General features: G+C 69.2%; 26 protein-coding genes. 13 read left to right on the top strand and 13 right to left on the bottom strand.

Features of this window, described 5'->3' with window-relative positions:
• Positions 1 to 147: 147 nt before the first annotated feature.
• From GIY56_RS06350 to der, 7 genes are all read left to right on the top strand, one after another.
• Positions 148 to 498 (top strand): sarcosine oxidase subunit delta, encoded by a 351-nt coding sequence (locus GIY56_RS06350; RefSeq protein ID WP_154763987.1) that lies wholly within the window; start codon positions 148 to 150, stop codon positions 496 to 498.
• A complete protein-coding gene (locus GIY56_RS06345; protein ID WP_154763986.1) occupies positions 495 to 3,425 on the top strand; it encodes a sarcosine oxidase subunit alpha family protein in 2,931 nt (976 codons plus the stop codon). The genes GIY56_RS06350 and GIY56_RS06345 overlap by 4 nt, the downstream gene beginning before the upstream one ends.
• Positions 3,418 to 3,936 carry a sarcosine oxidase subunit gamma gene (locus GIY56_RS06340; RefSeq protein ID WP_154763985.1) on the top strand — a complete coding sequence of 173 codons (519 nt, stop codon included), beginning with the start codon at positions 3,418 to 3,420 and terminating at the stop codon, positions 3,934 to 3,936. Before GIY56_RS06345 ends, GIY56_RS06340 begins: the two co-directional genes overlap by 8 nt.
• A gap of 155 nt (positions 3,937 to 4,091) precedes the next feature.
• Positions 4,092 to 4,691: a superoxide dismutase gene (locus GIY56_RS06335; RefSeq protein ID WP_154763984.1), complete on the top strand. Its 600-nt coding sequence runs from the start codon at positions 4,092 to 4,094 to the stop codon at positions 4,689 to 4,691.
• Between the two features lie 128 nt (positions 4,692 to 4,819).
• Complete coding sequence (locus GIY56_RS06330; RefSeq protein WP_154763983.1) at positions 4,820 to 5,488, top strand: tetratricopeptide repeat protein; 669 nt, start codon at positions 4,820 to 4,822, stop codon at positions 5,486 to 5,488.
• 39 nt (positions 5,489 to 5,527) lie between these two features.
• On the top strand, positions 5,528 to 6,853 hold the full coding sequence (locus tag GIY56_RS06325) for a PQQ-like beta-propeller repeat protein (RefSeq protein WP_154763982.1): 1,326 nt from the start codon (positions 5,528 to 5,530) through the stop codon (positions 6,851 to 6,853).
• Positions 6,850 to 8,334 (top strand): ribosome biogenesis GTPase Der, encoded by a 1,485-nt coding sequence (gene der / locus GIY56_RS06320; protein ID WP_154763981.1) that lies wholly within the window; start codon positions 6,850 to 6,852, stop codon positions 8,332 to 8,334. The genes GIY56_RS06325 and der overlap by 4 nt, the downstream gene beginning before the upstream one ends.
• Positions 8,335 to 8,599: 265 nt before the next feature.
• Here der and GIY56_RS06315 read toward each other — a convergent pair whose 3' ends face one another.
• The 3 genes from GIY56_RS06315 to GIY56_RS06305 all read right to left on the bottom strand — a co-directional run bounded on the left by GIY56_RS06315 (position 8,600) and on the right by GIY56_RS06305 (position 11,127).
• Positions 8,600 to 9,346: a hypothetical protein gene (locus GIY56_RS06315; protein WP_154763980.1), complete on the bottom strand. Its 747-nt coding sequence runs from the start codon at positions 9,344 to 9,346 to the stop codon at positions 8,600 to 8,602.
• 72 nt (positions 9,347 to 9,418) lie between these two features.
• Complete coding sequence (gene serS / locus GIY56_RS06310; protein WP_154763979.1) at positions 9,419 to 10,711, bottom strand: serine--tRNA ligase; 1,293 nt, start codon at positions 10,709 to 10,711, stop codon at positions 9,419 to 9,421.
• Between the two features lie 68 nt (positions 10,712 to 10,779).
• Positions 10,780 to 11,127: a thioredoxin domain-containing protein gene (locus GIY56_RS06305; protein WP_154763978.1), complete on the bottom strand. Its 348-nt coding sequence runs from the start codon at positions 11,125 to 11,127 to the stop codon at positions 10,780 to 10,782.
• Positions 11,128 to 11,191: 64 nt separating this feature from the next.
• Between GIY56_RS06305 and meaB the strand changes: the two genes are divergently transcribed.
• The 4 genes from meaB (at position 11,192) to GIY56_RS06285 (ending at position 14,440) form a co-directional block, all read left to right on the top strand.
• Positions 11,192 to 12,160: a methylmalonyl Co-A mutase-associated GTPase MeaB gene (gene meaB / locus GIY56_RS06300; protein WP_154763977.1), complete on the top strand. Its 969-nt coding sequence runs from the start codon at positions 11,192 to 11,194 to the stop codon at positions 12,158 to 12,160.
• 49 nt (positions 12,161 to 12,209) lie between these two features.
• Positions 12,210 to 13,274 carry a bifunctional transcriptional activator/DNA repair enzyme AdaA gene (locus GIY56_RS06295; RefSeq protein WP_230312340.1) on the top strand — a complete coding sequence of 355 codons (1,065 nt, stop codon included), beginning with the start codon at positions 12,210 to 12,212 and terminating at the stop codon, positions 13,272 to 13,274.
• A gap of 278 nt (positions 13,275 to 13,552) precedes the next feature.
• Positions 13,553 to 13,843: a 50S ribosomal protein L28 gene (gene rpmB, locus GIY56_RS06290; RefSeq protein WP_154763976.1), complete on the top strand. Its 291-nt coding sequence runs from the start codon at positions 13,553 to 13,555 to the stop codon at positions 13,841 to 13,843.
• A 132-nt stretch (positions 13,844 to 13,975) separates the two neighbouring features.
• Positions 13,976 to 14,440 carry a copper chaperone PCu(A)C gene (locus GIY56_RS06285; protein ID WP_154763975.1) on the top strand — a complete coding sequence of 155 codons (465 nt, stop codon included), beginning with the start codon at positions 13,976 to 13,978 and terminating at the stop codon, positions 14,438 to 14,440.
• Between the two features lie 7 nt (positions 14,441 to 14,447).
• Here the strand turns inward: GIY56_RS06285 and GIY56_RS06280 are convergent, their stop codons facing one another.
• Entirely contained in the window at positions 14,448 to 16,691 is a 2,244-nt protein-coding gene (locus tag GIY56_RS06280) for a heavy metal translocating P-type ATPase (RefSeq protein ID WP_154763974.1), read from the bottom strand.
• 401 nt (positions 16,692 to 17,092) lie between these two features.
• Between GIY56_RS06280 and GIY56_RS06275 the strand changes: the two genes are divergently transcribed.
• Both GIY56_RS06275 and mnmH read left to right on the top strand, forming a co-directional pair.
• Positions 17,093 to 17,653 carry a L,D-transpeptidase gene (locus tag GIY56_RS06275; RefSeq protein WP_154763973.1) on the top strand — a complete coding sequence of 187 codons (561 nt, stop codon included), beginning with the start codon at positions 17,093 to 17,095 and terminating at the stop codon, positions 17,651 to 17,653.
• Position 17,654: 1 nt separating this feature from the next.
• Positions 17,655 to 18,704 carry a tRNA 2-selenouridine(34) synthase MnmH gene (mnmH, locus tag GIY56_RS06270; protein ID WP_328288463.1) on the top strand — a complete coding sequence of 350 codons (1,050 nt, stop codon included), beginning with the start codon at positions 17,655 to 17,657 and terminating at the stop codon, positions 18,702 to 18,704.
• 51 nt (positions 18,705 to 18,755) lie between these two features.
• Here mnmH and GIY56_RS06265 read toward each other — a convergent pair whose 3' ends face one another.
• The 9 genes from GIY56_RS06265 to GIY56_RS06225 all read right to left on the bottom strand — a co-directional run bounded on the left by GIY56_RS06265 (position 18,756) and on the right by GIY56_RS06225 (position 26,483).
• On the bottom strand, positions 18,756 to 19,556 hold the full coding sequence (locus tag GIY56_RS06265) for a purine-nucleoside phosphorylase (RefSeq protein WP_154763971.1): 801 nt from the start codon (positions 19,554 to 19,556) through the stop codon (positions 18,756 to 18,758).
• The gene (locus GIY56_RS06260; RefSeq protein WP_154763970.1) at positions 19,540 to 20,592 is read right to left on the bottom strand and encodes an ABC transporter permease; all 1,053 of its coding nucleotides are present in this window, start codon (positions 20,590 to 20,592) and stop codon (positions 19,540 to 19,542) included. The genes GIY56_RS06265 and GIY56_RS06260 overlap by 17 nt, the downstream gene beginning before the upstream one ends.
• The gene (locus GIY56_RS06255; RefSeq protein WP_154763969.1) at positions 20,592 to 21,686 is read right to left on the bottom strand and encodes an ABC transporter permease; all 1,095 of its coding nucleotides are present in this window, start codon (positions 21,684 to 21,686) and stop codon (positions 20,592 to 20,594) included. The genes GIY56_RS06260 and GIY56_RS06255 overlap by 1 nt, the downstream gene beginning before the upstream one ends.
• A 3-nt stretch (positions 21,687 to 21,689) precedes the next feature.
• Complete coding sequence (locus tag GIY56_RS06250) at positions 21,690 to 22,178, bottom strand: hypothetical protein (protein ID WP_154763968.1); 489 nt, start codon at positions 22,176 to 22,178, stop codon at positions 21,690 to 21,692.
• A gap of 71 nt (positions 22,179 to 22,249) precedes the next feature.
• Positions 22,250 to 23,863 (bottom strand): ABC transporter ATP-binding protein, encoded by a 1,614-nt coding sequence (locus GIY56_RS06245; RefSeq protein ID WP_154763967.1) that lies wholly within the window; start codon positions 23,861 to 23,863, stop codon positions 22,250 to 22,252.
• Positions 23,863 to 24,846: a BMP family lipoprotein gene (locus GIY56_RS06240; protein WP_154763966.1), complete on the bottom strand. Its 984-nt coding sequence runs from the start codon at positions 24,844 to 24,846 to the stop codon at positions 23,863 to 23,865. Before GIY56_RS06240 ends, GIY56_RS06245 begins: the two co-directional genes overlap by 1 nt.
• An 80-nt stretch (positions 24,847 to 24,926) precedes the next feature.
• Positions 24,927 to 25,346, bottom strand: coding sequence for a GNAT family N-acetyltransferase (locus GIY56_RS06235; RefSeq protein WP_328288462.1), 420 nt, complete (start codon positions 25,344 to 25,346; stop codon positions 24,927 to 24,929).
• Positions 25,343 to 25,933 carry a tRNA (adenosine(37)-N6)-threonylcarbamoyltransferase complex dimerization subunit type 1 TsaB gene (gene tsaB / locus GIY56_RS06230; RefSeq protein ID WP_154763965.1) on the bottom strand — a complete coding sequence of 197 codons (591 nt, stop codon included), beginning with the start codon at positions 25,931 to 25,933 and terminating at the stop codon, positions 25,343 to 25,345. The genes GIY56_RS06235 and tsaB overlap by 4 nt, the downstream gene beginning before the upstream one ends.
• On the bottom strand, positions 25,926 to 26,483 hold the full coding sequence (locus tag GIY56_RS06225; protein ID WP_154763964.1) for a NifU family protein: 558 nt from the start codon (positions 26,481 to 26,483) through the stop codon (positions 25,926 to 25,928). Before GIY56_RS06225 ends, tsaB begins: the two co-directional genes overlap by 8 nt.
• Positions 26,484 to 26,503 lie beyond the last annotated feature (20 nt).

Here is a 26,503-nt window from a genome sequence, read left to right as displayed (position 1 = left end):
CGCCGGCACCGCCCGGCGGGCTTCTTCTTCATCGAAATATCCGCGGGGGTCCGGGGGCAGCCAGCCCCCGGCCTTCGTCCCGAAACCACCCGCAGCCTTGCTCGGGTGGTTTTCATCGTTCACCATCCCCACCCGTTCGAGAGCGCGATGCTGATCCTGACCTGCCCTTATTGCGGCGTCAAAGCCGAGGAAACCGAACTGTCCCCCGGAGGCGAGGCGCATCTGAAGCGCATCGGTCCCGACGGCACGGCCGCCGATTTCGAGGCCTATCTGTTCGCGCGCAAGAACATCAAGGGCGTGCATTTCGAACGCTGGCGCCACGCCTATGGCTGCGGCAAATGGTTCCTGGCCGCCCGCGACACCCACACCATGCAGGTCTATGGCACCTACAAGGCCCAGACGGCGCACGCCACGGACGAGATCGTGGCGAACGCCCGCCAGGCGCGGCCCGAATGGGTGCCCGACTGGCCGCAGGCTTCCGAGGCGGTGGTCGGATGAGCCGCACGCCCCCCTTCCGCCTGGTCCGTGGCGGCCGCCTGATCGACCGCGCCTTCCAGCTTGCCTTCCGCTTCGACGGCCGCCACCTGCGCGGCGTGCAGGGCGACACGCTGGCATCCGCCCTGCTGGCCAATGGCCAGATGCTGATGGGCCGGTCCTTCAAGTATCACCGCCCGCGCGGCCCCCTCGCCTCGGGCGCCGAGGAGCCGAACGCGCTGTTCGGCCTGGGCCAGGGCGGCCGGTTCGAACCCAACCAGCGGGCCAGCACCACCGCGCTTGTGGCGGGCATGGTGCTGCGCAGCCAGAACTGCTGGCCCTCGCTGGACGCCGACGTGGGCGCGATCAACACCTGGCTGTCGCCGCTGCTGCCCGCGGGCTTCTATTACAAGACCTTCATCCACCCTCGCCCCTTCTGGAAACACCTGTTCGAGCCGATCATCCGCCGCAGCGCAGGCCTTGGCCGCGCGCCCACAGGTCCCGATCCCGACCGCTATGAACAGGCTTACGGCTTTGCCGAGGTGGTGGTCGTCGGCGGCGGCATCGCCGGCCTGACGGCGGCGCGCGAGGCGGCGGACAAGGGCGGGCGCGTGATCGTTCTGGAACAGGACCCCCACTGGGGCGGGCGCACGCCGACCGATCACGACGGCGGACAGGCCGCCATCGACGCGGCTCTGGCCGACCTGCGGGGCCGCGCCAACGTCACCCTGCGCCGCAACACCATGGCTGTGGGGCTTTACGACCACGGCTATCTGCTGGCGCGCGAAACCCTGGCCGATCACGACCCCAACCAGGGCATCCCCCGCCAGCGGTTGTGGCGCATCCGCGCGGGCCATGTGATCACGGCGACCGGCGCGCTGGAACGCCCGTTGTCCTTCGCCTGCAACGACGTGCCGGGGGTGATGCTGGCATCCGCCATGCGCGACTTCATCGCCGATTACGGCGTCGCGCCCGGCAAGCGCATCGTCGTCGTCACCAACAACGACGACGCCTATCGCACCGCCCTGACCGCCCAAGCGGCGGGGCTTGATGTCGTGGCCGTCATCGACGCCCGCCCGCAGGCCACGGGCGACGGGCCGCAGGCGGCGCGCGCCGCGGGCATCCCGGTGATGACCGGTACCGCCGTGGCCAAGGTCAAGGGCGGCACCCATGTCGAGGGTGTGGCGCTCTGCGACCAGTCGGGGACGGGCCGCGTCACCGGCGCACTCGATTGCGACGTGGTCGCCATGTCGGGCGGCTGGTCGCCCGTCGTGCACCTTTACAGCCACTGCGGCGGCAGGATCACCTGGGACGAAGCGCAGGCGATGTTCCGCCCCGACCCCTCGCGCCCGCCGCTCGGCGCGGACGGCAAGCCCATGGTCACTGTCCTTGGCGCAGCGAACGGCGACCTGCGCTGCGCGGGCGACCTGGAACGGGCCGAGGCGCCCACCATGCCCGTCTGGGTCATGCCCCGGAACGCGCCTTACAAGCTGCGCGCCAAGATGTGGCTGGATTTCCAGAACGACGTGAAGGTCAGCGACGTGGAACTGGCCGCGCGCGAGGGCTATGCCTCGGTCGAACATGCCAAGCGATACACGACGCTGGGCATGGCGACCGACCAGGGCAAGACCAGCAACATCAACGGCCTGGCGGTCCTGTCGGCCGCGCTGGACCAGCCGCTGGAAGCCACCGGCACCACCACCTTCCGCCCGCCCTACACGCCCCTGACCCTGGGCACCATCGCCGCCGAGGCGCGGGGCGAGGCCTTCCAGCCCCTGCGCAAGACCCCGATCCACGACTGGCACGCGCGCCACGGCGCATCCTGGGAACCCGTGGGCCATTGGCGCCGTCCCTACAGCTATCCCCGCGCGGGCGAGGACCGATACGCGGCGGTCCACCGAGAGATCCTTGCGGTGCGGAACGGGGTGGGCACGCTGGACGCCTCGACCCTGGGCAAGATCATCGTCAAGGGACCGGATGCCGGGCGGTTCCTGGACATGATGTATACCAACATGATGTCCACGCTGCCGGTCGGCAAATGCCGCTATGGGCTGATGTGCAACGAGAACGGCTTCCTGATGGACGACGGCGTCGTCGCGCGGCTGTCCGCCGACACTTGGCTTTGCCACACCACCACGGGCGGGGCCGACCGCATCCACGCCCACATGGAGGACTGGCTGCAATGCGAATGGTGGGACTGGCAGGTCCATGCCGCCAACCTGACCGAGCAATACGCCCAGATCGCCATCGCCGGTCCCAAGGCGCGCGAACTGCTGCAGCGCCTGCCCGGCACCATTGACCTGTCGCAGGACGCCTTGCCCTTCATGCAATGGGCCGAGGGCGAACTGGCAGGCATCCCCGCCCGCGTTTATCGCATCAGCTTCTCGGGCGAACTCAGCTATGAAATCGCCGTGCCTGCCGGGCGCGGGCTGGAGTTGTGGGAAAAGCTGCACGACACGGGCCGCGACCTGGGCATCACCCCCTACGGGACCGAGGCGATGCATGTCATGCGCGCGGAAAAGGGCTTCATCATGATCGGGGACGAAACCGACGGCACGGTGATTCCGCAGGATCTGGGGCTGCACTGGGCGATCTCGAAGAAGAAGCCCGATTATATCGGCAAGCGCGCGCAGGCCCGCAGCTTCATGAAGGATGGGGGCCGCTGGCAGCTTGTGGGGCTGGAAAGCCTCGACGGGCGGGTTCTGCCGGATGGCGCCCATGCGGTGGAACCCGGGGTGAACGCCAACGGGCAGCGCCGGACGCAGGGTCGCGTCACCTCCAGCTATCATTCGCCCACGCTGAACCGGCCCATCGCCATGGGGCTGGTCCGCCACGGCCCGGCGCGGATGGGGCAGGTGCTGGAGTTTCCCATGCCCGGGGGCGGGGTGATGAAGGCGCGGATCGTGGATCCGGTCTTTTACGACAAGGAAGGAACCCGCCTGAATGGCTGAGGCGCTTGCAACCATTATTCGCGTGGAAGGCCTGGGCATGGTCACGATCCGCGCCGACCTGGACCACGCAGGCGACGCCATTGCCGAGGCATCGGGCCTTGCCATCCCCGACCAGACCCGCATCGTGACGGACGGCAGCCGGTCCCTGGGCTGGATGTCCCCGGACGAACTGCTGCTGGTCCTGCCGGCTGCGGAACGGGCCGATGCCCTGACCGCGCTGACCGATGCCCTGGCGGGCGAGCACGCCCTGGTCGTCGATGTCTCGGACGCGCGCGCGGTCTTCGACGTGACCGGTCCCCATGCGGCGGACGTGATCGGCAAGCTGATGCCGGTCGATCTGGACATGCTGCCCCACGACGGCTTGCGCCGAAGCCGCGCGGCCCAGACGGCGGCGGCCTTGTGGCGCATCCCCGGCGGCTTCCGGCTGATCGGCTTCCGCTCGACCGCCGACTACCTGCGCCTGATCCTGGAAAACGCGGCCATTCCTGGCAGTCAGTTGGCGCCGCGCTGATCTTCTTCATCCAAGTATCCCACAGGGGGTCCGGGGGACGTGAAGTCCCCCGGCTACCGCCCCCGGCAGGAACCCGCCCCGACCCCTTGCGTTTAGGCCCCGAATGCGGGACCGTGCGCCCGACCAAGGCTCAACCCCTTCTGAAAGGACAGAAAATGGCTTTCACGCTTCCCGATCTTCCCTATGCGCATGACGCACTGGCCGAAGGCGGCATGTCCAGGGAAACGCTGGAATACCACCACGACAAGCACCACAAGGCCTATGTGGACAAGCTGAACGAGCTGACGGCCGGCACCGAATGGGACGGCAAGCCGCTGGAAGACATCGTCAAGGGCACCTATCAAAAGGGCGCGGTCGCGCAGAACGGCATCTTCAACAACGCCAGCCAGCACTGGAACCACGCCCAGTTCTGGGAGATGATGACGCCGAAGCCCGTCGCGATGCCGTCCGAACTGGAAAAGGCGATCACCGAATCCTTCGGCTCGGTCGATGACTTCAAGAAGAAGTTCACCGAAGGCGGCGTGGGGCAGTTCGGGTCAGGCTGGGTCTGGCTGGTCAAGACCGCCGACGGCGGGCTGGAGGTCACCAAGACCGAAAACGGCGTGAACCCGCTCTGCCACGGGCAGACCGCGCTTCTGGGCTGCGACGTGTGGGAACACAGCTATTACATCGACTTCCGCAACGCGCGTCCGAAATACCTGGAAAACTTCCTGGGCAACCTGGTGAACTGGGAAAACGTCGCCTCGCGCATGTGATCCCCTGCCCATCATGGAAGGCCCGGCGCATGTCCCGCCGGGCCTTTTCCTTTGCGCCAAGCGCGGCATTGGCTTTCCCCGCCATGCCGGTATAAGACAGGGCGCAAGAAAAGCGGCGGAAGGCGGGCATGGCCAACGGGAACGACAATTTCATCGACGAGGTCTTCGACGACCTGCGCCGCGAACGCCTGTTCCGGCTGTTCCGCCGGTGGGGATGGGTCGCGGGCCTTGTGATCCTGGGCATCGTGGCGGGCGTGATCTGGCGCGAATACAGCCAGTCGCGGGCGGAAACGCAGGCGCGGGCCTGGGGCGACGCGATCCTGGCGGCGGAAGGCTCGGACGATCCGGCGGCGATCATGGCGGTCGATCCGCAGGGGGCCGAATCCCGGCGCATCCTGACGGCGCTGCTGGCAGCCTCGGAATGGTCGGAAAACGGCAACGTCGATGCCGCGGCCGAGGCGTTGCGCGATGTCGCGGGCGACCAGGCGGCGGGCACGGTGCTGCACGACCTTGCGGAACTGAAGCTGGTCATGCTGCAAGGCGATGCGATGGACCCCGCGCAGCGCGACGAGATCCTGTCGCGCCTGTCGCGCACCGGCGCCCCCTTCGAACTGCTGGCCCTGGAACAGAAGGCCATCGCCCTGGTGGGCGCGGGCCGGCCTGACGACGCGGTCACCCTGATCCGCCAGATCCAGCAAAAGGACGGCCTCAGCCAAGCCTTGCGCCTGCGCCTGTCCGAGATGATGATCGCCCTGGGCGTCGAGCCGGAACCGTCCGACAACATGCCCGCGGGCTGACGCGCGGGCCAATGAACGAACACGAGGGAGAGGCGAGGAATGACCGCCACGCTGCGACTGACCCTGGCCCTGGCGGCCACGCTTGGCATGACGGCCTGCGGCGAACGGGACACGATCCTGCCCGGGCAGCGGCTTGACCCGCTGGCCGTGACCTCGCCCGACGGCCCGGCCATCGAAGGTCCGGCGCCCGTTTCCTCGACCGCGCTGCGGCTGGCCGCGCCCGTGACCAATGGCGAATGGACGCACCGTGCGGGCAATGCCGCGCATCAGCCGGGGCACCTGGCCCTGGGGGCGGGCACGTCGCGCATCTGGACGGCCAATATCGGGCAGGGCAGCGACAAGCGCCACCGCATCAGCGCCGATCCGGTCGTGGGCGGCGGACTGGTCTTCACCCTGGACAGCCGCACCCGCGTCACCGCCACCACGACGGGCGGGGCAACCGCCTGGACCAGCGACATCGCCCCGGCCCTGGAGGCGCGCGACAGCGTCTCGGGCGGCGGCCTCGCCTATGAAGGCGGGCGCGTCTATGCCACCGGCGGCTTTGGCGAGCTGGTGGCGATGGACGCCGCATCGGGCCGGATCCTGTGGCGGCAGCGCGTCGATGCGCCGATCGGTGGCGGACCGGCGGTGCAGAACGGCGTGGTCTATGTCCTGGGCCGCAACGACATCGGCTGGGCGGTGCGCGCAGCCGACGGCAAGGTGCTGTGGCAGACCTCCGGCACGCCTTCGACGGCGGGGGTGATGGGAGTCTCGGTCCCGGCGATCCAGGGCAACACCGTGATCTTCCCCTTTGCATCCGGGCAGTTGCTGGCCGCCGACCGGGAAACCGGCGCGACCTTGTGGACCGCGCAGATCGGCGGGCTGCGCACCGGGCGGGCCGTCGCCAACATCCGCGACGTGACCGGCGATCCGGTGATCGCGGGCAACGTGGTCTATGGCGGCACCTCGTCCGGCCGCATCAACGCCATCGAGATGGACAGCGGGATCGAGGCCTGGTCGGCGCGCGACGGGGCCAACAGCCCGGTCGTGGTGGCGGGCGGGTCGGTCTTTGCCGTCAACGACCAGGCCGAACTGATCCGCCTGGACGCCGCGACCGGCGGCGCGATCTGGCGCGTCCAGCTGCCCTATTACACGACCGGGCGCGTCCGCAGGCAGGACCGCATCCACGCCCATTTCGGCCCCGTGCTGGCGGGGGGACGGCTGTTCGTCACCTCGTCCGACGGGGTGATGCGGGTCTTCGATCCCAGTTCGGGCGCCCTGGTCGGCCAGGCGCAAATCCCCGGCGGTGCCGCCGCCGCCCCTGCCGTGGCGGGCCAGACGATCTATGTCGTCTCGCGCGCCGGCCAACTGCACGCGTTCCGATGACATTCACACTCGCCATCGTCGGTCGGCCCAATGTGGGCAAATCGACCCTGTTCAACCGCCTTGTCGGCAAAAGGCTGGCCCTGGTCGATGACCAGCCGGGCGTCACCCGCGACCTGCGCGAAGGCGCGGCCCGGCTAGGCGACCTGCGCTTCGTCGTGATCGACAGCGCCGGCCTGGAGATGGCCGACGACGACAGCCTGCAGGGCCGGATGCGCCGCCTGACCGAACGCGCGGTCGACGAGGCCGACATCTGCCTGTTCGTGATCGACGCCCGCGTGGGCGTGACGGCGGCGGACGAATACTTCGCCGAGATCCTGCGCAAGCGATCGAAACACGTGATCGTCGCCGCCAACAAGGCCGAGGGCCGGGCAGGCAAATCCGGCGCGATGGAAGCCTGGGGCCTTGGCCTGGGCGAGCCGTTGCGCATCAGCGCCGAACATGGCGAGGGGATGGACGACCTGTATCGCGCCCTGGTGCCCCTGGCCGACCGGATCGAGGCCGAACGCCCCACGCCCATCGCGGCCGAAACCGACATCGACCTGACCGAGGAAGACGCCGAGACCGGCGAAGGGGCCGAGGATTGGCGCCCGTCGGCCGCGCGCCCGCTGCAACTGGCGGTGATCGGGCGGCCCAACGCGGGCAAGTCCACGCTGATCAACAAGATCATCGGCGAGGATCGCCTGCTGACCGGACCCGAGGCCGGGATCACCCGCGATTCGATCAGCGTCAGCACCGAATTCATGGGCACGCCCATGCGCATCTTCGACACCGCCGGGATGCGCAAGCGCGCCAAGGTGGTGGACAAGGTTGAAAAGCTGTCGGTGGCCGACGGCCTTCGCGCGGTGCGCTTTGCCGAGGTGGTGGTGGTCCTGCTGGACGTGGCCATTCCGTTCGAACAACAGGATCTGCGCATCGCCGATTTCGCGGAAACCGAAGGGCGCGCGGTCGTCATCGCCGCGAACAAGTGGGATCTGGAGGACGACAAGCCCCACAAGCTGAACGAATTGCGCGCGAATTTTGAAAAGCTGCTGCCGCAGTTGAAGGGCGCGCCGCTGGTTACGGTCTCGGCCCGCACCGGGAAGGGGCTGGACCGGCTGCACGCCGCGATCCTCAAGGCGCACGAGGTCTGGAACCGCCGCATTCCCACCGCGCGGCTGAACCAGTGGCTGGGCGCGATGACCGAAAGCCATCCGCCCCCCGCGCCGGGCGGACGGCGGATCCGGCTGCGCTACATGACGCAGATCAAGACGCGGCCCCCGGCGTTCATCGTGAAGGCCACGCATACCGACAAGCTGCCCGACAGCTATCAGCGGTATCTGGTCAATGGGCTGCGGGCCGATTTCGACATGCCCGGCACGCCGATCCGGCTGTTCTTCCGCGACCAGGGGGGTGACAACCCCTTCAAGGAAAAAGCCAAGAAGATCAACCAGTCGGGCGCGCTGTCCAAGCACAGGAACCGGCAAAAGCCCAAGGACGCTTGAAGGCGGCTTGACCCTGATTGGCGAAGGCCATCGCCTTTGCCACACGATACGATTGCCACCTGAACCGCCGGGCCTTTAAGGCCCGGCCAGCGCCCGACCCGCCCCCAGGCGGGCGCTTACACGCCCCCCTCGGGTCGGGCGCCGGCCTTCCGTGGTCGCAAGGCGGCGCCGTCTCTGGTGGCAGCCTCGCGTAACGGGCGGGGGAAACGCTCGTCGCTTTTCCTTGTCCCGCCCTGCGGACTTGCGCAGAATTGACAATCACCTTTCAGGTCGCCGCGCGCACGAACACGACGCCCATGCCGGATATGCCGATGATCGCGGCCAGCGCCACGCCGGGGCTGCTGGCCATGGTGGTCACGGCCACCGCGCAAAAGGCCCAGATCATCGCCAGCGAAAAGGTCAGCGACCCGTCCAGCCGTTCCTGGGCGAACATCCCGATCACCGCGCCGGGCAGGATGGCCAGGATCGCCGTCTGCGGCGTGGTCAGGTCCATCGGCGCGCCGATCAGGCTCGCCAGCGTCGCCGTGCCGAGCGCAAGGCTCCACCCCGCCAGGAAGCCCGGCGCGGGACGCCCCTGGCCCCCGGCGCGCATGGCGCCCGACAAGGCCGTGGTCAGCATCAGCAGCGCGCCCAGCGTGGCGAGCGGCTTGTGAAAGCCCACAAGCCAGGGCCACAGCGCGCCCCCGGCCAGGGCCAGGCTGAGAGGCAGCCAGGCGGGATGGGGACCATGGTCCGACGGCTCCAGGTATTGCGCGATCCCGTCCGCCAGCAGCGTCAGCCACAGCAACACCAGCAGCGCCCACATCAGCGGGTTCTGCGGCTGGACATAAAGCTGGGGCAGGGTCACCATGGGCAGGATGGGGGCAAGCTCCAGCGGGCCATAGGAATGGGTCTGGGGCAGGATCGGCGCCGCGATCTGGACCGCAGGACGCCCCAGGGTCGCCAGCACGGCGCTGCTGGCGACAAAGATCGTCACCGAACCGAGATAGATGACCTCTGCCACGCGTGCCATGCGGGCCAACGCCCCGGGTGCTTGCCCAGTTTCGGCGCGCCTTGCCGCAATCGCGGTTTCACGTGCTTGTGGTCAGGCCAGCCTGCCGTCCGCGTCCAGCCGGGTCGCCCCGCCCAGATAGGGGTGCAGCGCGGCGGGCAGCGAAACCGATCCGTCCGCTTGCTGGCCGTTTTCCAGCACCGCGATCAGCGTGCGCCCCACGGCCAGGCCCGATCCGTTCAGCGTGTGGACGAATTCCGGCTTGCCGGTCTTGTCGGACCGGTATCGCGTGTTCATCCGCCGCGCCTGGAAATCGCCGCAGTAACTGACGCTGCTGATCTCGCGGTACTTGTCCTGGCCGGGCAGCCAGACCTCGATGTCATGGGTGATCCGCGCGCCGAAACCCATGTCGCCGGTGCACAGCACGATGGTGCGATAGGGCAGGTCCAGCGCCTCCAGCACGGCCTCGGCGCAGCGGGTCATGCGGTCGTGTTCGGCGGGGCCGGTGTCGGCGTCGGTGATCGACACCATCTCGACCTTCTCGAACTGGTGCTGGCGCAGCATCCCGGTGGTGTCGCGGCCCGCGCTGCCGGCCTCGGACCGGAAGCATTGGGAATGGGCCACCATGCGGCGGGGCAGGGTGGCGTGATCGACCAGATCGCCGTGGACGGTGTTGGTCAGCGTCACCTCGGACGTGGGGATCAGCCAGTATCCCTCGCGGGTCAGATAGCTGTCCTCGCCGAATTTCGGCAGTTGTCCGGTGCCGACCATCATGTTTTCCAGGACCAGCACGGGGGTCCAGGTTTCCTGAAGGCCATGCCGGTCCACGTGCAGGTCCAGCATGAACTGCGCCAGCGCGCGGTGGATGCGCGCGACGCCGCCCTTCAGCACCACGAAGCGGCTGCCCGACAGCTTCGCCGCGGTCTCGAAGTCCATGCCGGGTTTCACGCCCGCGATGTCGAAATGCTCGACGGGGGTGAAATCGAAGGCGCGCGGACTGCCCCAGCGGCGCAGTTCCACGTTGTCGGCCTCATTGCGGCCGTCCGGCACGCTGTCCAGCGGCAGGTTCGGGATCTCCATCAGCAGATCGCGAAGGCGGCCGTCCAGCAGCGAGGCCTCGGCCTGCAACTTGGCGATGTCGGCCTTCTTCTCGGCCACCAGCGTGCGCAGGCGGTCGAACTCGGCGTCGTCGCCGCGCGCCTTGGCAGCGCCCACGTCCTTGCTGGCGCGGTTCTGGTCGGCCTGGGCGGTTTCGGCGGCCACGATCCGGGCGCGGCGGTCGGCGTCCAGTGACAGGATGCGGTCGGACAGGGGTGCAAGCCCGCGGCGGGCCAAGGCCGCGTCGAACGCTGCGGGGTTTTCCCGGATGGCACGGATGTCATGCATTGTCGTCACCGTCGCTGAAAATGGCTGGCCGTTGCCTAGCCGATGCGCGGGCCTTGGGAAAGCCCCGCCTAGCGCGCCTCATCCAGCAGGGCGGACAGCGCCGGATAGAACTGCTGGGGTGTCATGTGGCCCTCCAGCCGCCCGACCTCGGAGCCGCCGTCCAGCAGGATGAAGGTCGGCGTGACGAAGGGCCTGCGCGCCAGGGCCAGGCCGTCCGGGTAGGGGCCGTGGATGTCCACCCGCATCAAGGGCGCGGCGCGGCCCGTGTCAGAGGCCGCATAGCCCGGGCCGATATTGCGGTCCCAGGCGGCGCAATAAACGCAGCCCTCCTTTTCCACCATCAGCAGGCGCAAGGGGTCGGCAGCGGCGGGCAGGGCGGTCAGGGCCAGAACAAGGGCGGCAAGGAAACGGGTCATGGCGGCATTATCGGCAGGCGACGGTGGCTTGGCAATCGCTGCGCGCGCCCCTATCCCTTGGCCCATGGACGAGCTTCTGGAACCCTTGCTGGCCCGCGACCGCCGCGCCCTGTCGCGGGCGATCACGCTGATCGAATCGACGCGGCCCGACCACCGCGCCCGGGCCGTGGCGCTGCTGGCGGACCTGCCGGACCGGCAGGCGCTGCGCATCGGGCTGTCGGGCACGCCTGGGGTGGGCAAGTCCACCTTCATCGAGGCCTTCGGGACCATGCTCACCGAACAAGGCCTGCGCGTGGCGGTTCTGGCGGTCGATCCGTCTTCGGCCCGGTCGGGCGGGTCGATCCTGGGCGACAAGACCCGGATGGAAACGCTGGCCCGCAACCCCATGGCCTTCATCCGCCCCACGCCGTCGAACGCGCAACTGGGCGGCGTGGCGCGCCGCACGCGCGAGGCGATCCGGCTGTGCGAGGCCGCGGGCTATGACGTGGTGCTGATCGAGACGGTGGGGGTGGGGCAGTCGGAAACCCTTGTGGCCGAGATGTGCGACCTGTTCGTGCTGCTGCTGGCGCCTGCGGGCGGCGACGAATTGCAGGGCGTCAAGCGCGGCATCATGGAGATGGCCGACCTGATCCTGGTCAACAAGGCCGATGGAGAGCTGCTTGGCCCCGCCCGCCGCACGGTGGCCGATTACGCGGGCGCGCTGCGGCTGCTGCGCAAGCGCCCGCAGGATCCGCAAGGCTTTCCCAAGGCGTTGCCGGTATCCGCCGCGACCGGCGACGGTCTGGCGAAGGCGTGGGAGGAGATGCGGGCGCTTGCCGATTGGCGGCGGGAACACGGGCATCTCGCGGCCAACCGCGCGGAACAGGAGCGCCAATGGTTTCTGGCCGATGTGCGCGCGGGCCTGCTGGCGCGGCTGGACACGCCCGCCGCCCGCGACCGGCTGGCGCATCTGGGCGATGCGGTGGCGGGTGGCCGTGCCGCCCCGGCCGAGGCCGCGCATGAGATGCTCGACTGGCTGGCGGGTCAGAAATAAACGCCCGATTTCGCGGCCCGTGGCGCAGCGAATCGGTTAGGGTCAAGGCATGGAGATGGTGAACGACATGCTGGACCTGCCCGATACCGACACGCTCTATGCCGCACTGCTGGCGCGCGATCCGGCCTGGGAAGGCCGCGCCCTGGTGGGGGTCACGACCACCGGCATCTTCTGCCGCCTGACCTGCCCGGCGCGCAAGCCGCTGCCGCGGAACTGCCGCTGGTTCGCCTCGGCCGATGCCGCGCAGGCCGCAGGCTTCCGCCCCTGCCGCCGCTGCCACCCGCTGGGCGCGACGGCCGAGGGCGAGCCGCTGGTCCGCGACCTGCTGGCCCGGCTGGACGAACGCCCCGACCACCGCTGGTCCGAGGCCGACCTGCTTGCGCTCGGGCATGACCCCTCGACCGTGCGCCGCGCCTTCAAGCGCCATTTCGGGCAAAGCTTTCTGGACATGTCCCGCGCCGCGCGGCTGCGGGGCGGGATGGCCAGCCTGGTGAAAGGATCGACGATGATCGACGCGCAACTGGAGGCCGGGTTCGATTCGGCCTCGGGGTTCCGGGCGGCCTTCGCGCGGCTGTTCGGCCATCCGCCGCACCGGATGCGGCAGGGGTCGGACCTGCTGGCCGACTGGATCGACACGCCCCTGGGCGGGATGATCGCCATCGCCGATGACCAAACGCTGCACCTGCTGGAATTCATCGACCGCAAGGCCCTGCCCGAGGGGCTGCGCCGCCTGTCCGCGCATGCGGGCGGCCGCGTGGGTCTGGGCCGCACGCCCGTCCACGACCGGACCGAGGCGCAGCTTGCCGCCTATTTCGCGGGAAACGCGCCGTGCCTGGACGTTCCCGTCACCCTGCACGGCACGCCCTTCCAGCAGCAGGTCTGGCGCGCCTTGCAGGCCATCCCCGCCGGGCGGACGCGCAGCTATGTCCAGCTTGCGACAGCCATCGGCCGTCCCACGGCCATCCGCGCCGTGGCCCGCGCCAACGCCACGAACCGCATCGCCCTGGTGGTGCCCTGCCACCGGGTGATCGGCGCGGACGGCACGCTGACGGGCTATGCGGGCGGGCTGTGGCGCAAGGAAAAGCTGATCGCGATCGAGCGCGGCTATGCCTGATTGCGTCCCGCGAAGGCCGGGGGCCAGCCCCCGCTCGGGCCTGCCGGCCCCTTCCTCGCTGAAAAAGGTCCACTGGACCTTTTTCCGGGCGCTCGGAAGCCCCGGGATATTTGGACAAAGGTGAAAAGGATTGAAAGGTGATTCCCGGTTGACGAGGGAGCCAGCTTCCATTACGGACGCGCAAACGGAATTCCGGGCGCTGCCTCGCGGCGCCCTTTCACTTTGGGACGGAACCCCTGCCGGGACCGCCCGCATAGCAAAGACGAAGGATCAGCACCATGTCGCGCGTCTGCGAACTGACCGGCAAAGGCCCGATGTCCGGTAACAATGTCAGCCATGCCAACAACAAGACCCGTCGCCGGTTCCTGCCGAACCTGAACGAGGTCACGTTGCTGTCCGAAAAGCTGAACCGCGGCTATTCGCTGCGGATCTCGGCGGCGGCGCTGCGCTCGGTCGATCACCGGGGCGGCCTGGATGCCTTCCTGGCGAAAGCCAAGGACGACGAACTGTCGGACCGCGCGCTGAAGATCAAGCGCGAGATCGCCAAGGCCGAAGCGCCCCAGGCCTGATCCGGCCTCCGGTTGCGGCAATATGCCCCGTCGTTCCCGCGGCGGGGCTTTTGCATGTGCGTTGCCTTCCGCGCGCCCTTCGATAATGGTCGCGCCACGCTGCGACCCTTTCGCATGAGAAGGACAAGAACGATGATCCGCATGACCCTGGCCGCGTTGACGCTTGTCACGCCTGCCGTTGCCCTGGCCCAGGACGGGCTGGCGATCCGCGACGCTTATGTGCGCAGCGCCAATCCCAAGACCGCCGCCGCCTTCATGGTGGTCGAGAACCGGGGCGCGACCGACTGCCGCCTGACCGGCGTGTCCTCGGACGCGGCAAAGGTGGTCGAACTGCACACCCATGCCGAACAGGACGGCGTGATGAAGATGCAGAAGATCGAGGGCGGCATCGCCATTCCGGCGGGCGGCGACCATGCGCTGGCCCGGGGCGGCGATCATGTGATGCTGATGGGGCTGGCCAAGCCCCTGGCGGATGGCGACAGCATCGCCCTGACGCTGGATTTCGGCCCCTGCGGGACGCAGCAGGTCGAGGCCGCGCTGGACAATGATCGGGCCGAGGCGGCCCCCGAAGATCATGGGGGCCACAAGGGCCACTAGGCCGGCTTTAGCGCACCCTGCGCAGCCGCAGGGCATTGCCCACCACGCAGACCGAGGACAGCGCCATCGCCCCCGCCCCCAGCATGGGCGACAGCTGCGGCCCGCCAAGGGGCACCAGCACGCCCATGGCGACGGGGATCAGCGCGGTGTTGTAGGCGAAGGCCCAGAACAGGTTCTGCCGGATGTTGCGCATCACCGCGCGCGACAGCCGGATCGCGCGCGGAATGCCCCCCAGATCGCCCGACATCAGCACCAGATCCGCCGATTCGATGGCGATGCTGGTGCCGGTGCCGATGGCGATGCCGGTTTCCGCCGCAGCCAGCGCCGGGGCGTCGTTGATCCCGTCGCCCACGAAGACGGAACCCGCGCCCATGTCCCGGATCGCCGCCAGCTTGTCGCCCGGCATCAGCCCGGCCTGCACGTCGTCGATCCCCAACCGCTTGCCCACCGTCTGCGCTGTCGCGGGGATGTCGCCCGACAGCATCGCGGTCCGCAGGCCCATGCGGTGCAGGGCGGCGATGGTGTCCGCCGCCTCGGGGCGGACCGGGTCGGCCAGGGCGAAACTGGCGGCATGGCGGCCATCGACGGCCAGATGCACCGGGGTCGCGCCTTGGGCGGCGTCATCCTCTGCCGCGTCGCGCAGGGCGGGGGCGGGGTCGATCCCGGCTTCGGTCAGCGCGGACAGGTTGCCGATCAGCAGGCGGCGCCCCTCGACCATGCCGGACAGGCCGCGGCCGGCACTGGCCTTGACCTCGGCGGCGGGGGGCAGGTCCAGGCCGCGCGCCACGGCCCCCGCGACGATGGCCGCGCCCAGCGGGTGTTCGGACCGTGCCTCGGCCCCGGCGGCAAGGCGCAGGGCATCGGTTTCGGTGATGCCTTGGGTTCGGATCGCCAGCAGTTCGGGATGGCCGACCGTCAGCGTGCCGGTCTTGTCCATGGCGATCAGGCGCGCGTTCGACAGACGCTGCAAGGCCTCGCCCCGGCGGAACAGCACGCCCAGTTGCGCCCCGCGCCCGGTGCCGACCATGATCGAGACCGGGACCGCCAGCCCCATCGCGCAGGGGCAGGCGATGATCAGCACGGCCACGCCCGCCACGACCGCATGGGCCAGGTCGGGACCGAAGACCAGCCACAGCAGGAAGGCCAGCGCCGCCAGCCCCATCACGGCGGGCACGAAGACGCGGGTAATGCGGTCCACCAGGGCCTGCACCGGCAGGCGGGCGTTCTGCGCGCCCTCGACCATGGCCACGATGCGGGACAGCGTGGTGTCGGACCCCGTGGCCGTCACGCGATAGGTCAGCGCGGCAGTGCCGTTCACCGTGCCGCCCGTGACGGGATCGCCGGGGACCTTTCCGGCGGGCACAGGCTCTCCGGTCAGCATGGATTCGTCGATATGGCCCCGGCCTTCGGTGACGACCCCATCCACCGCCACGCGTTCCCCCGGCGCCAGCAGCACCAGGTCGCCCGGCCAGAGGTCGGCCACCGCGACGGGCACCGGCTTGCCGTCGCGCAGCACGGTGGCGCGGTCCGGGGCCAGGTCGATCAGCGCGCGGATCGCGGCGCCTGCCTGGCCCTTGGCGCGGGCCTCCAGCCAGCGGCCCATCAGGATCAGGGTGACGATGACGGCGGCGGCCTCGAAATAGACATGGCGGGAGGCGGGCGGGATCAGCGCAGGCATCAGCACCACGACCGCCGAGAACAGGAACGCCGCCCCCGAGCCGAGCGCGACAAGGCTGTTCATCTCCGGCGCGCCGCGGAGAGCCGCGGGGATGCCGGTCGCGAAGAACCGCCGCCCAGGTCCCGCCAGGACAAGCGCGGTCAGGATCATCTGCATCCAGTTCAGCGGCCCGCTGCCGACCTGTGCGTGCAGCCAGTGATGGAAGGCGGGGATCAGGTGGCCGCCCATTTCCGCCACGAAGACCGGCAGGGTCAGGGCAAGGGCGGTCAGGAAGGCGCGCTTCAGGGTCGCGGCCTCGTCGGTCCTGGCGACCGGCGCGGTGTCCTGGGGGATGGTTGCGGGATAGCCCAGCCTGGTCACGGCCTGGGCGAGATCGGCCGGCGACAGGCCGGGGGCGTGGCGGATGCTGGCGGTTCCGGCCAGCAGGTTCACCTGGGCATCCGCCACGCCGGGGCGGGCGGACAGGGCGCGGGCGACGCGGCCGGAACAGGCGGCGCAGCTCATCCCCTCGACGGTCAGGCGGGTGGTGACAAGGGTGTCCGGGACGGGCAGGTCAGCGGAGTGAACGGTCATGGCGGTTTCCTGAAATCATGCGAGGGGTGCAGGACGGGTTCAGGAAACGGGGCGGTGCCTGCGGACGCGGAGGCGCCTGGCGGGGAAACCGCGCGGCGATCACCGCGCGCGGGTCAAGGCGCGGCACGCGGCGGGGGCGGGCGAGGGTCGGGCGCGCATCTTGGTGGCAGCGGCAGGCGCGGTCGCCCCGGCCCCGGCACAGATGGGCGGGCCGTCGCAGGGGGCGGCGCGCTTTCCGGCAGCAGGGGCGCAAGACGGGGACCATCACCAGCAGATGTGCCCCGGATGGCCCGTGGTCAAGGGCAAAGTGAACGCGAAACGCCGTCGTGAGTTGCATGGGCAGCCTGTCCCTTGTTATGGGCAGGATCAGAGCAGAAGAACACGAGACCCACAGGATCACCATGAACCGCCGTGAGATGATGTCGCTGGCCGTGCCGCTGATGGCCGCCGCCTATTTCGCCCCCTCGCTGGCCTTCTCGCAGGAAGCCGCGCGCGATCCCTATGCCCCGACCGAGGTCGCCATCCGCGAGGATTTCGAGGTCGGCAGCATCGTCGTGGTCAGCAAGGATTTCTTCCTGTATCACGTCATCGCCCCGGGCCGGGCGGTCCGTTACGGCGTGGCCGTGGGCGCGGCCGAACTGGTCTGGAAGGGCCGGGCGACCGTGGGCCGCAAGGTCGAATGGCCGTCCTGGACCCCCACGCCCGAGATGATCAAGCGCAAGCCGCAGCAATACGGCAAATGGGCCGACGGGATGCCCGGCGGCCCGCAGAACCCCCTGGGGGCGCGGGCGCTGTATCTGTATAACGACAAGGGCCAGGACACCGCGATCCGCATCCACGGCACCACGGAACCCGGTTCCATCGGCCGCGCCGTGTCGAACGGCTGCCTGCGGATGCGCAACGAGGCGGTGATGGCGCTGTATGACCAGGTGCCCATCGGGACGCCCGTTTACGTTTATTGATGTGGCGCTGACGCTGACAGGCCTGTCGGATCCCGCGCTGGCGGGGTTCGACGACATCATCGACGTGCGGTCCCCGGCGGAATATGCCGAGGATCACCTGCCCGGCGCGATCAACCTGCCCGTTCTGGACGATGCGGAACGGGCGCGGGTCGGGACGATCTACAAGCAGGTTTCCCCCTTCGACGCCCGCAAGATCGGCGGCGCGCTGGTCGCGGCCAATGCGGCGCGCCATGTCGCCGGGCCGCTGGCGGATCGCGATGGAAGCTGGCGCGGGCTGGTCTATTGCTGGCGCGGCGGGCAGCGGTCGGGCAGCTTCACGACGATCCTGTCGCAGATCGGCTGGCGGGTGGATCGGGTCGAGGGCGGCTACAAGGCCTGGCGCGCGCTGGTCGTGGACCGGGTGCAGAACCGGCCCGTCCCCGCGCCGGTGATCGTGCTGGACGGCAATACCGGCAGCGCCAAGACCGCGATCCTGAACCGGCTGGCCGCGCGCGGCTGGCAAGTCATCGACCTGGAGGGGCTGGCGAACCACCGGGGCAGCCTGTTCGGCGCGCGCGCCGGGGGACAGCCCGGCCAGAAGCGGTTCGAGGGGCGGCTGGCCCTGGCGCTTGAGGCGCTTGACCCCGCGCGTCCCGTTCTGGTCGAGGCCGAAAGCAGCCGCATCGGCGCGCTGACGGTGCCGAAGGCGATGTGGCAGGCGATCTGCGCCGCGCCCCGGCTGCGGCTGGAGGTTCCGGTTGCGGCGCGGGCGGCCTTTACCGCCGCGACCTATGACGACATGGTGGTGGATCCCGCGCGGGTCGAGGCGATCCTGGCCACGCTGGCCCCGATGCACCCGGCCGAACGAATCGCCGATTGGCAGGCGGCACTCGCCGCGCGCGACTGGCGCGGCTTGGCCTGCGGGCTGCTGCGCGATCATTACGACCCGCGCTATCTGAAGCATCGGCTGCGCTATGCCGAGCGTGAAAAGGCGGTGGTGGCCCTGGACGATCTGCGCGACCTGGATACGGTGACGGGGCGGGTCGAGGCGGAACTGGCGCGCCTGGCGTGAACCCCCTGCGGGGGTTGCCTCCGGCGGGGATATTTTCGTGAAGAAGAAGCTCTAGGCCTCGCGCAGGAAGCGGCGCAGGATGCGTTCCAGTTTCGCCGCGCCCAGGGGGGCCATGGCCTTGGTGTGGTCGTGGCTGATGGATTCGTCCGACAGACCCGCGCCCATGTTGGTGATCACGGATATGGCGGCGCAGCGCAGGCCCAGGAAGCGGGCCAGGATGATTTCCGGCACCGTGGACATGCCCACGGCATCGGCGCCGAGAATTTTGGCGGCGCGGATCTCGGCAGGGGTCTCGAAGCTGGGACCGGAGAACCAGCAATAGACACCCTGGGGCAGGGCAATGCCTTCGGACCGTGCGGCAGCGGCGAGGGCTGCGCGCAGTTCAGCATCGTGGGCGTCGGTCATGGGGACGAAGCGGGCGTCGGTTTTCTCTCCGATCAGGGGGTTGGTGCCGGCGAAGGCGATGTGGTCGCTGAGCATCATCAGGTCGCCCGGCGGGATGTCGGAACGCAGCGATCCGGCGGCATTGGTCAGGATCAGCCGTTCGCAGCCAAGCGCAGCCAGCGTTTCCAGAGGCAGGCGCATGGCATCGGCGCGGCCCGATTCGTAGTAATGCGACCGGCCCCCGAAGACCGCGACCCGGCGGCCCTCCAACTGCCCGATCACCAGTTGCGGCACATGGCCCGAGACGCCCGCATGGGGAAAGCCCGGCAGCTCGTCATAGGGGATCGCCACGCCGTCCACGGTCCCCGACAGGTGCCCGAGGCCGGACCCGAGGATCAGGCCGTATTCCGGCGCGGCCTCGCCCGCGCGGTCGCGGATCAGGCTGGCGAGATCAGCGTTCCTTGACATAGGGTTCTCCTCCGGCGCGGGGGGGGATGGCGCGGCCCACGAAGCCTGCCAGGATGATCACCGTCAGGATATAGGGCAGGGCGTTCATGAACATCGACGGCACGGTGATCACCCCCAGATCCAGGTTCGGATAGCGGTTGGCGACGGCCTCCAGCAGGCCGAACAGGAAGGTCGCGCCAAGCGCCCCCCAGGGCCGCCACTTGGCGAAGATCAGTGCGGCCAGGGCAATGAAGCCGCGCCCGGCGGTCATTTCCTTGACGAAACCCGCCGACAGCCCGGTTGCCAAATAGGCCCCCGCCAGACCGCAAAGCAGCCCGGCGATCGCCACGGCGGCGAAACGCAGCCGCGTCACCGACACGCCCGCCGTATCGACCGAGGCCGGGTTTTCCCCTACCGCCCGCAGCCGCAGCCCGAAGCGCGTGCGATACAGCACCCACCAGGTCAGCGGCACCATCAGGAAAGCCACATAGACCAGGATGGAATGGCCCGAGATCACCTCGGCATAAAGGGGACCGATCACCGGCACGCCGCGCAGGGCATCCGCGAAGGGCAGGGTGATCTCGCCGAAGCGCGGGGTGGCGGTCAGGGCCGCCGCGCCGTCCGGGCCGGTGATGCCCGACAGCCAGGCGCGGAAGGGCGTGACCTGGGCCTCAAGCTCGGCCCCAGGCGTCAGGCTGGGGGTGCGCCCGCCCAGGCCGAAGATCTTCTGCCCCAGCAGCACCGTCAGCCCCGAGGCCAGGAAGTTGATCGACACGCCCGAGATCAGCTGGTTGCCCCGGAAGGTGATCGAGGCCACGCCATGGACCGCCGACAGCATCAGCGCCCCCAAGAGGCCCGCCACAGCGCCCAGCCAGACATTGCCGGTCAGCGCGGCCACGGTGGCGGCTGAAAACGCAGCCATCAGCATCTTGCCCTCAAGCCCGATGTCGAAGACGCCCGCGCGTTCCGAATAAAGCCCGGCGAGGCACGCCAGCAGCAGGGGCGTCATCAGTCGCACCGCGCTGTCGAGGATTTGCAGGACGGTGTTCAGATCCATCACGCGCCCCTTTTCCGCAAGGCCATGAACATCCGCTCCAGCGGCATCCGCACCATGTTGTCCAGCGCGCCGGTGAACAGGATCACGAGCGCCTGGATCACGATGATCAGTTCGCGCGGAATGCTGGTCCACAGCGCCAGTTCGCCGCCCCCCTGATACAGGAAGCCGAACAGCAGCGCGGCCAGGAACACGCCCAGCGGATGGTTGCGGCCCATCAGCGCCACGGCGATGCCGATGAAGCCCGCGCCCTCGACCGCGTTCAGGACCAGACGCTCGGCCTCTCCCATCACGTTGTTGATGGCCATCAGCCCGGCAAGACCCCCGGAAATCAGCATGGCGATCACGGTGATGCGGACGGGGTTTATCCCTGCGTAAAGCGCGGCGGGTTCGGACTTGCCGAAGGCGCGGATCTCGAACCCCAGGCGGGACCGCCAGATCAGCAGCCAGACCAGAACGCAGGCGATCACGGCCACGAAGAAGCTGATGTTGACGGGCGTGTTCTTGCCCCACTCGAACCCCAGGGCCAGCGCCATGTCGGACAGCTTGGGCAGGTGGGTGGCGTCCGGGAAACGGGCCGAGGCCGGGTCCATGCTGCCCACCGGGCGCAGCAGGTTCACCAGCACATAGTTCAGCAGCGCGGCGGCGATGAAGTTGAACATGATCGTGGTGATCACGATATGGCTGCCGCGTTTCGCCTGGAGCCAGGCGGGGATCAGCGCCCAGGCCGCGCCGAACAGGGCCGCGCCGATCATCGCGGCGGGCAGGGCCAGCGCCCAATGCGGCAGGGGCAGGGACAGCAGCACCAGGGCCACGCCCAACCCGCCCATGGCCGCCTGCCCTTCACCGCCGATGTTGAACAGGCTGGCGTGATAGGCGACCATCACCGCAAGCCCGGTGAAGATGAAGTTCGTCGCGTAATACAGCGTGAAGCCCCAGCCATAGCTCGAGCCAAGCGCGCCGTCGATCATGGTGGTCAGTGCGACCATCGGGCTTTCGCCGATGGCCAGGATCACGAGCGCCGAAATCGCCATTGCCAGCACCAGCGAGATCAGCGGTGTCAGGATCACGTCGGCCCATTTCGGCATCTTGGTCATGCGTCAGCCTTTCATGCCGTGGCACAGCGCCAGGAAGGCGCGGGGATCGGCGATTTCGTCCCAGGTGATCGCGTCGCCGTTCCCGGCCATGCGCGCCAGGCTGCGGGCGCGGGGGACGGCGCCGCCCTGGCCGGGAAAGCCGCGCACGGCCAGCAGGTTCTCCTCGGCCCGGGTGGCGCCTTGGCGCGCCTCTCCGGTGCAGCGGCTGCCGTCGGCCAGGGTCGCGAAGGCGATGGCGACGCGGCCCGTGACCTGGGGGGCGGTCGCGGCCTCGGCGGGCATCTCGACAGGAGCATGGTCGGCGCAGGCGGTGCCGCGCGCGTCACTGACGCAGCTGCCGGGAAAATCGTCCTCGTAGTCGGATGCCCGGACCGGATCGGCCACGGCCCAGCTGCCGTCGGGGTTGCGGGCGCGGGTCTGGGCGCGGGCCTCGGCGGCCATGACCAGGCGGTCGGGCGCCTCGCCGTCGGGCCAGATGTCCATCTTGGGCATCCGCGGCATGGCGCCTGTGCTGCAGCTTGCAGCAAGGACAAGGGAAAGAAGGCAGGCTATGCGGGCAGTCGTCATTCACACTTCTCGGGAAAGATCTTGGGTGGGGGGGTAGCATCGGCGTCCACGCCCGCCATCAGCAGGCCCAGTTCGCCGGTCGTGGTCTGGCCGGGCAGGCGTTCGCCCATGATGCGGCCGTCGAACATCACGGCGATGCGGTCGGACAGCGACATGATCTCGTCCAGTTCCACGGACACCAGCAGGATCGCCTTGCCCGCGTCGCGCAATTCGACGATGCGCTTGTGGATGAACTCGATGGCGCCGATGTCCACGCCGCGCGTGGGCTGGCCGATCAGCAGCAGGTCGGGATTGCGCTCGATCTCGCGGGCGACGACGATCTTCTGCTGGTTGCCGCCGGAAAAGTTGCGCGCGGCCAGGTCGCAGTCGGGCGGGCGCACGTCGAAACGCCGGATCTTGCCCTCGGCGTCCCGGCGGATCGCATCGCGGTCCATCAGCGGGCCGCGGCCGTATTCCGGCGCGTCGTGATAACCGAAGGCGACGTTTTCCCAGGCGGAAAAATCCATGATCAGGCCCTCGGCCTGCCGGTCCTCGGGGATGTGGCCGACGCCTTTGCGGCGGCGTTCGGCGGCGTTGCAGCCCGCGCCCGTCAGCGGCAGGGGCGCGCCGTTCACGCGGACCTCGCCCGAAACGGTGCTGCCCTTCTCGGGGTATCCGCCCAGAATTTCCAGCAGTTGCGTCTGGCCGTTGCCGCTGACGCCCGCGATCCCCAGGATCTCGCCCGCGCGGATGTCCAGGCCGATGCCGCGCAGCCGTTCGACGCCCGAGGCATCGACCATGCGCAGGTCGCGGATTTCCAAGACCGGCTTGCCGGGCCGGGCGGGCGCCTTTTGCACGTTCAGCAGCACCTTGCGGCCCACCATCAACTCGGCAAGCTGTTCGGGCGACGTGTCGGCGGTCCTGACGGATGCCACCATCTCGCCCCGCCGCATGACCGACACGGTGTCGGTGATCTCCATGATCTCGCGCAGCTTGTGGGTGATCAGGATGATCGTCTTGCCCTCGGCCCGCAGGCCTTCCAGGATGCGGAACAGGTGGTCGGCCTCGGCCGGGGTCAGCACGCCGGTCGGTTCGTCCAAGATCAGGATGTCGGCCCGGCGATACAGCGCCTTGAGGATCTCGACCCGCTGCTGGTGGCCGACGGACAGGTTTTCCACCACCGCGTCGGGATCGACATGCAACTCGTAATCCTGGGCGAGCCGCTTCAAGACGCCGCGCGCCTTGGACAACGACGGGCGCAGCAGCCGCCCCTCCTCGACCCCCAGGATGACGTTTTCCAGAACGGTGAAGTTCGGGACCAGCTTGAAATGCTGGAAGACCATGCCGATGCCGGCGCGGATCGCGGTCTGGCTGTCGGTGATGGTCAGGGGACGCCCGCCCACCAGGATCTCGCCCGCGTCGGGCTTGTAGAAGCCATAGAGGATCGACATCAGCGTGGACTTGCCCGCGCCGTTTTCGCCGATGATGCCGTGAATGGTGCCGCGTTCCACGCGCAGGTGGATGTCGCGGTTGGCCTGCACGGGACCGAAGGCCTTGGAAATGCCGCGCAGTTCGATGGCCGCAGGGGCGGCCGTTTCCGGCCGCCCCCGTGTCTGCGTTTCCGCGGCCATTACTGGACCGGGCAGGCGTTGTCGGTCATGTAGTCGTGGACCGCGATTTCCCCGCTGGCGATCTTGGCCCGCGCGTCGTCCACGGCGGCCTGCATCTCGGGCGTGATCAGCGGCTTGTTGTTGTCGTCGATGGCCACGTCCACGCCCTCGGCCTTGAGGTCCATGACCTTGACGCCGGGCTGCACGCCGTTCTTGAAGGCGTCGTAAACGGCGTTGTCCACGCGTTTCACCATCGAGGTCAGGACCTTGCCCGGATGCAGGTGGTTCTGGTTGCTGTCCACGCCGATCGACAGGATGCCCCCGTCGGCGGCCGCTTGCAGGATGCCGATGCCGGTGCCGCCGGCGGCGGCATAGATCACGTCGGCGCCCTGGCTGATCTGGGCCTTGGCAAGCTCGCCCCCCTTCACGGGGTCGTTCCAGGCGGCAGGCGTGGTGCCGGTATAGTTGATCAGCACCTTTCCATCAGCCTTGGCGGCCTTGAAGCCCTGGGCAAAGCCGCATTCGAACTTGTGGATCAGCGGAATGTCCATGCCGCCGATGAAGCCCACGGTGCCGGATTTCGACGCCTGCGCGGCCATGATCCCGGCCAGATAGCTGCCCTGTTCCTCGGTGAAGACGATCGACTGGACGTTGGGCTGTTCCACCACCATGTCGATGATGGCGAATTGCGTATCGGGGTAATCGGGGGCCACTTGGTTCAGCACGTCGCCGAAGGCAAAGCCGGTCATGACGATGGGATTGGCGCCGGTTTCGGCCAGGCGGCGGAGCGCCTGTTCGCGCTGCGCCTCGGACTGCATTTCCAGTTCCTTGTAGGTGCCCCCGGTTTCCTCGGCCCAGCGTTTCGCGCCGGTGAAGGCGGCCTCGTTGAAGGACTTGTCGAACTTGCCGCCAAGATCGAAGATCAGCGCCGGTTCCGCCAGGGCGGCGGCACCCGTCAGGGCCGTCAGCGCCACGCCCGCCAGAAGCGTTTTCATCAGGGACATAAGGAAACCTCATCCTGTTGTGCCGGGCGATTCAAGCCGCCCGCATGATGGGGCGATTAGGGCGCATCGGCTGGTGGCGGTCAACCGCCTTCTTGGCCGCCATCCAGCGGTAGTTCCATGACGATCGCGTCCAGATCCGGCCCGTAATAGCGCCGCCTGCGGCCCGCCTGCCGCCAGCCTGTCGCGCCATAAAGGGCCTGCGCGGGGGCGTTGTCGGCGGCGACCTCCAGAAAGGCGCGGGTCGCGCCGCGGGCGCGTGACGTAGCGGCAAATTCCGTGACCAGATCGCGGGCAATGCCCTGGCGGCGGGCGTCGGGGGCGACGGCCAGGGTCAGCAGTTCGGCCTCGTCCGCAATGGCGCGGCCCAGCAGGAAGCCGGAGGGGCGGGTCAGCAGGAACACATGCGGGCTGTCCAGCAGGGCGGCGAACGCGGGGGCGCTCCAGGGGCGGGGCAGGGTGAAGCAGCGCGCGTGCAGCGCGGCCAGTTCCTCGGTCGTCACGGCAGGATCAGGGGGGCGGCGTCGCGGGCCGGGGCCGCATCGGCGGGGCGCAGGTAAAGCGGCGCGGGGCGCGGTCCGGGTGCGGTCCGGCGGGTCAGGGCGATGCGGGCGATGGCGACGGCGGTCGGGACCACCGGCGCAGCCGGCGCGGGGCCGGGCGGCAGCGAACCGGTCGCAGCCTGCTGCGGACGGTCCCCCGCGACAGGGCCGAAGTCCTGCCACACGACCTGGTCGGCCCGCAGGGGCAGCACGACGCGGCAGGGCCGGGGCAGGTCGAGGGCCGCGGCCTCGGTCGCGGTGACGCCCACGGCGGGGATGCCAAGGGACAGCGCCAGCCCGCGCGCCGCGGCCACCGCGATGCGGATGCCGGTGAAATTGCCCGGCCCGATGCCGACGCCGATCACATGAAGGTCGCGCCAGTCCAGGCCCGCGCCTGACAACATCTCCTCTAGCAAGGGAAACAGCCGTTCGGCCTGGCCCTTGGTCATTTCCTCGGAGACCTGCGCCAGAACGGTGTCCCCACGCAGCAAAGCGGCCGCGCAATGCGCGGCCGACGTGTCGAAGCCCAGGGCGACGGGATCAGGCAACCGGCCGGACCTCGACCACCTCGGGGATGTAGTGGCGCAGCAGGTTCTCGATCCCCATCTTCAGCGTCAGGGTCGAGGACGGGCAGCCCGCGCAGGCGCCCTGCATGTGCAGATAGACGACGCCCCGGTCGAAGCCGTGGAAAGTGATGTCGCCGCCGTCCTGGGCCACCGCCGGGCGGACGCGGGTGTCCAGCAGTTCCTTGATCTGGACGACGATGTCCGAATCGGGACCGTCATGGCTGGCATGGCCCGACTGTTCCGCCGCGCCTTCGATGGCGGGGGCGCCCGACTGGAAATGCTCCATGATCGCGCCCAGGATCGACGGCTTGAGATGGTCCCAGGGCTGGTCGTCGGCCTTGGTCACGGTCACGAAGTCGCGTCCCAGGAAAACGCCGGTGACGCCGCCCACGGCGAAGATGCGGCGGGCAAGCGGCGACTTGGCCGCGGTCTCGGTCGCGGGGAAGTCGGCGGTGCCGTTGTCCAGCACGATTTCGCCGGGAAGGAACTTCAACGTCGCGGGGTTCGGTGTGGTTTCGGTCTGGATGAACATTTTGGCCAGGCTCCTTTGGA

This window comes from Paracoccus lichenicola (assembly GCF_009708075.1).
Classification (GTDB): Bacteria; Pseudomonadota; Alphaproteobacteria; order Rhodobacterales; family Rhodobacteraceae; genus Paracoccus; species Paracoccus lichenicola.
Note: the sequence above shows the minus strand (reverse complement) of the source record. Positions and strands in the feature narration are given on the sequence as shown.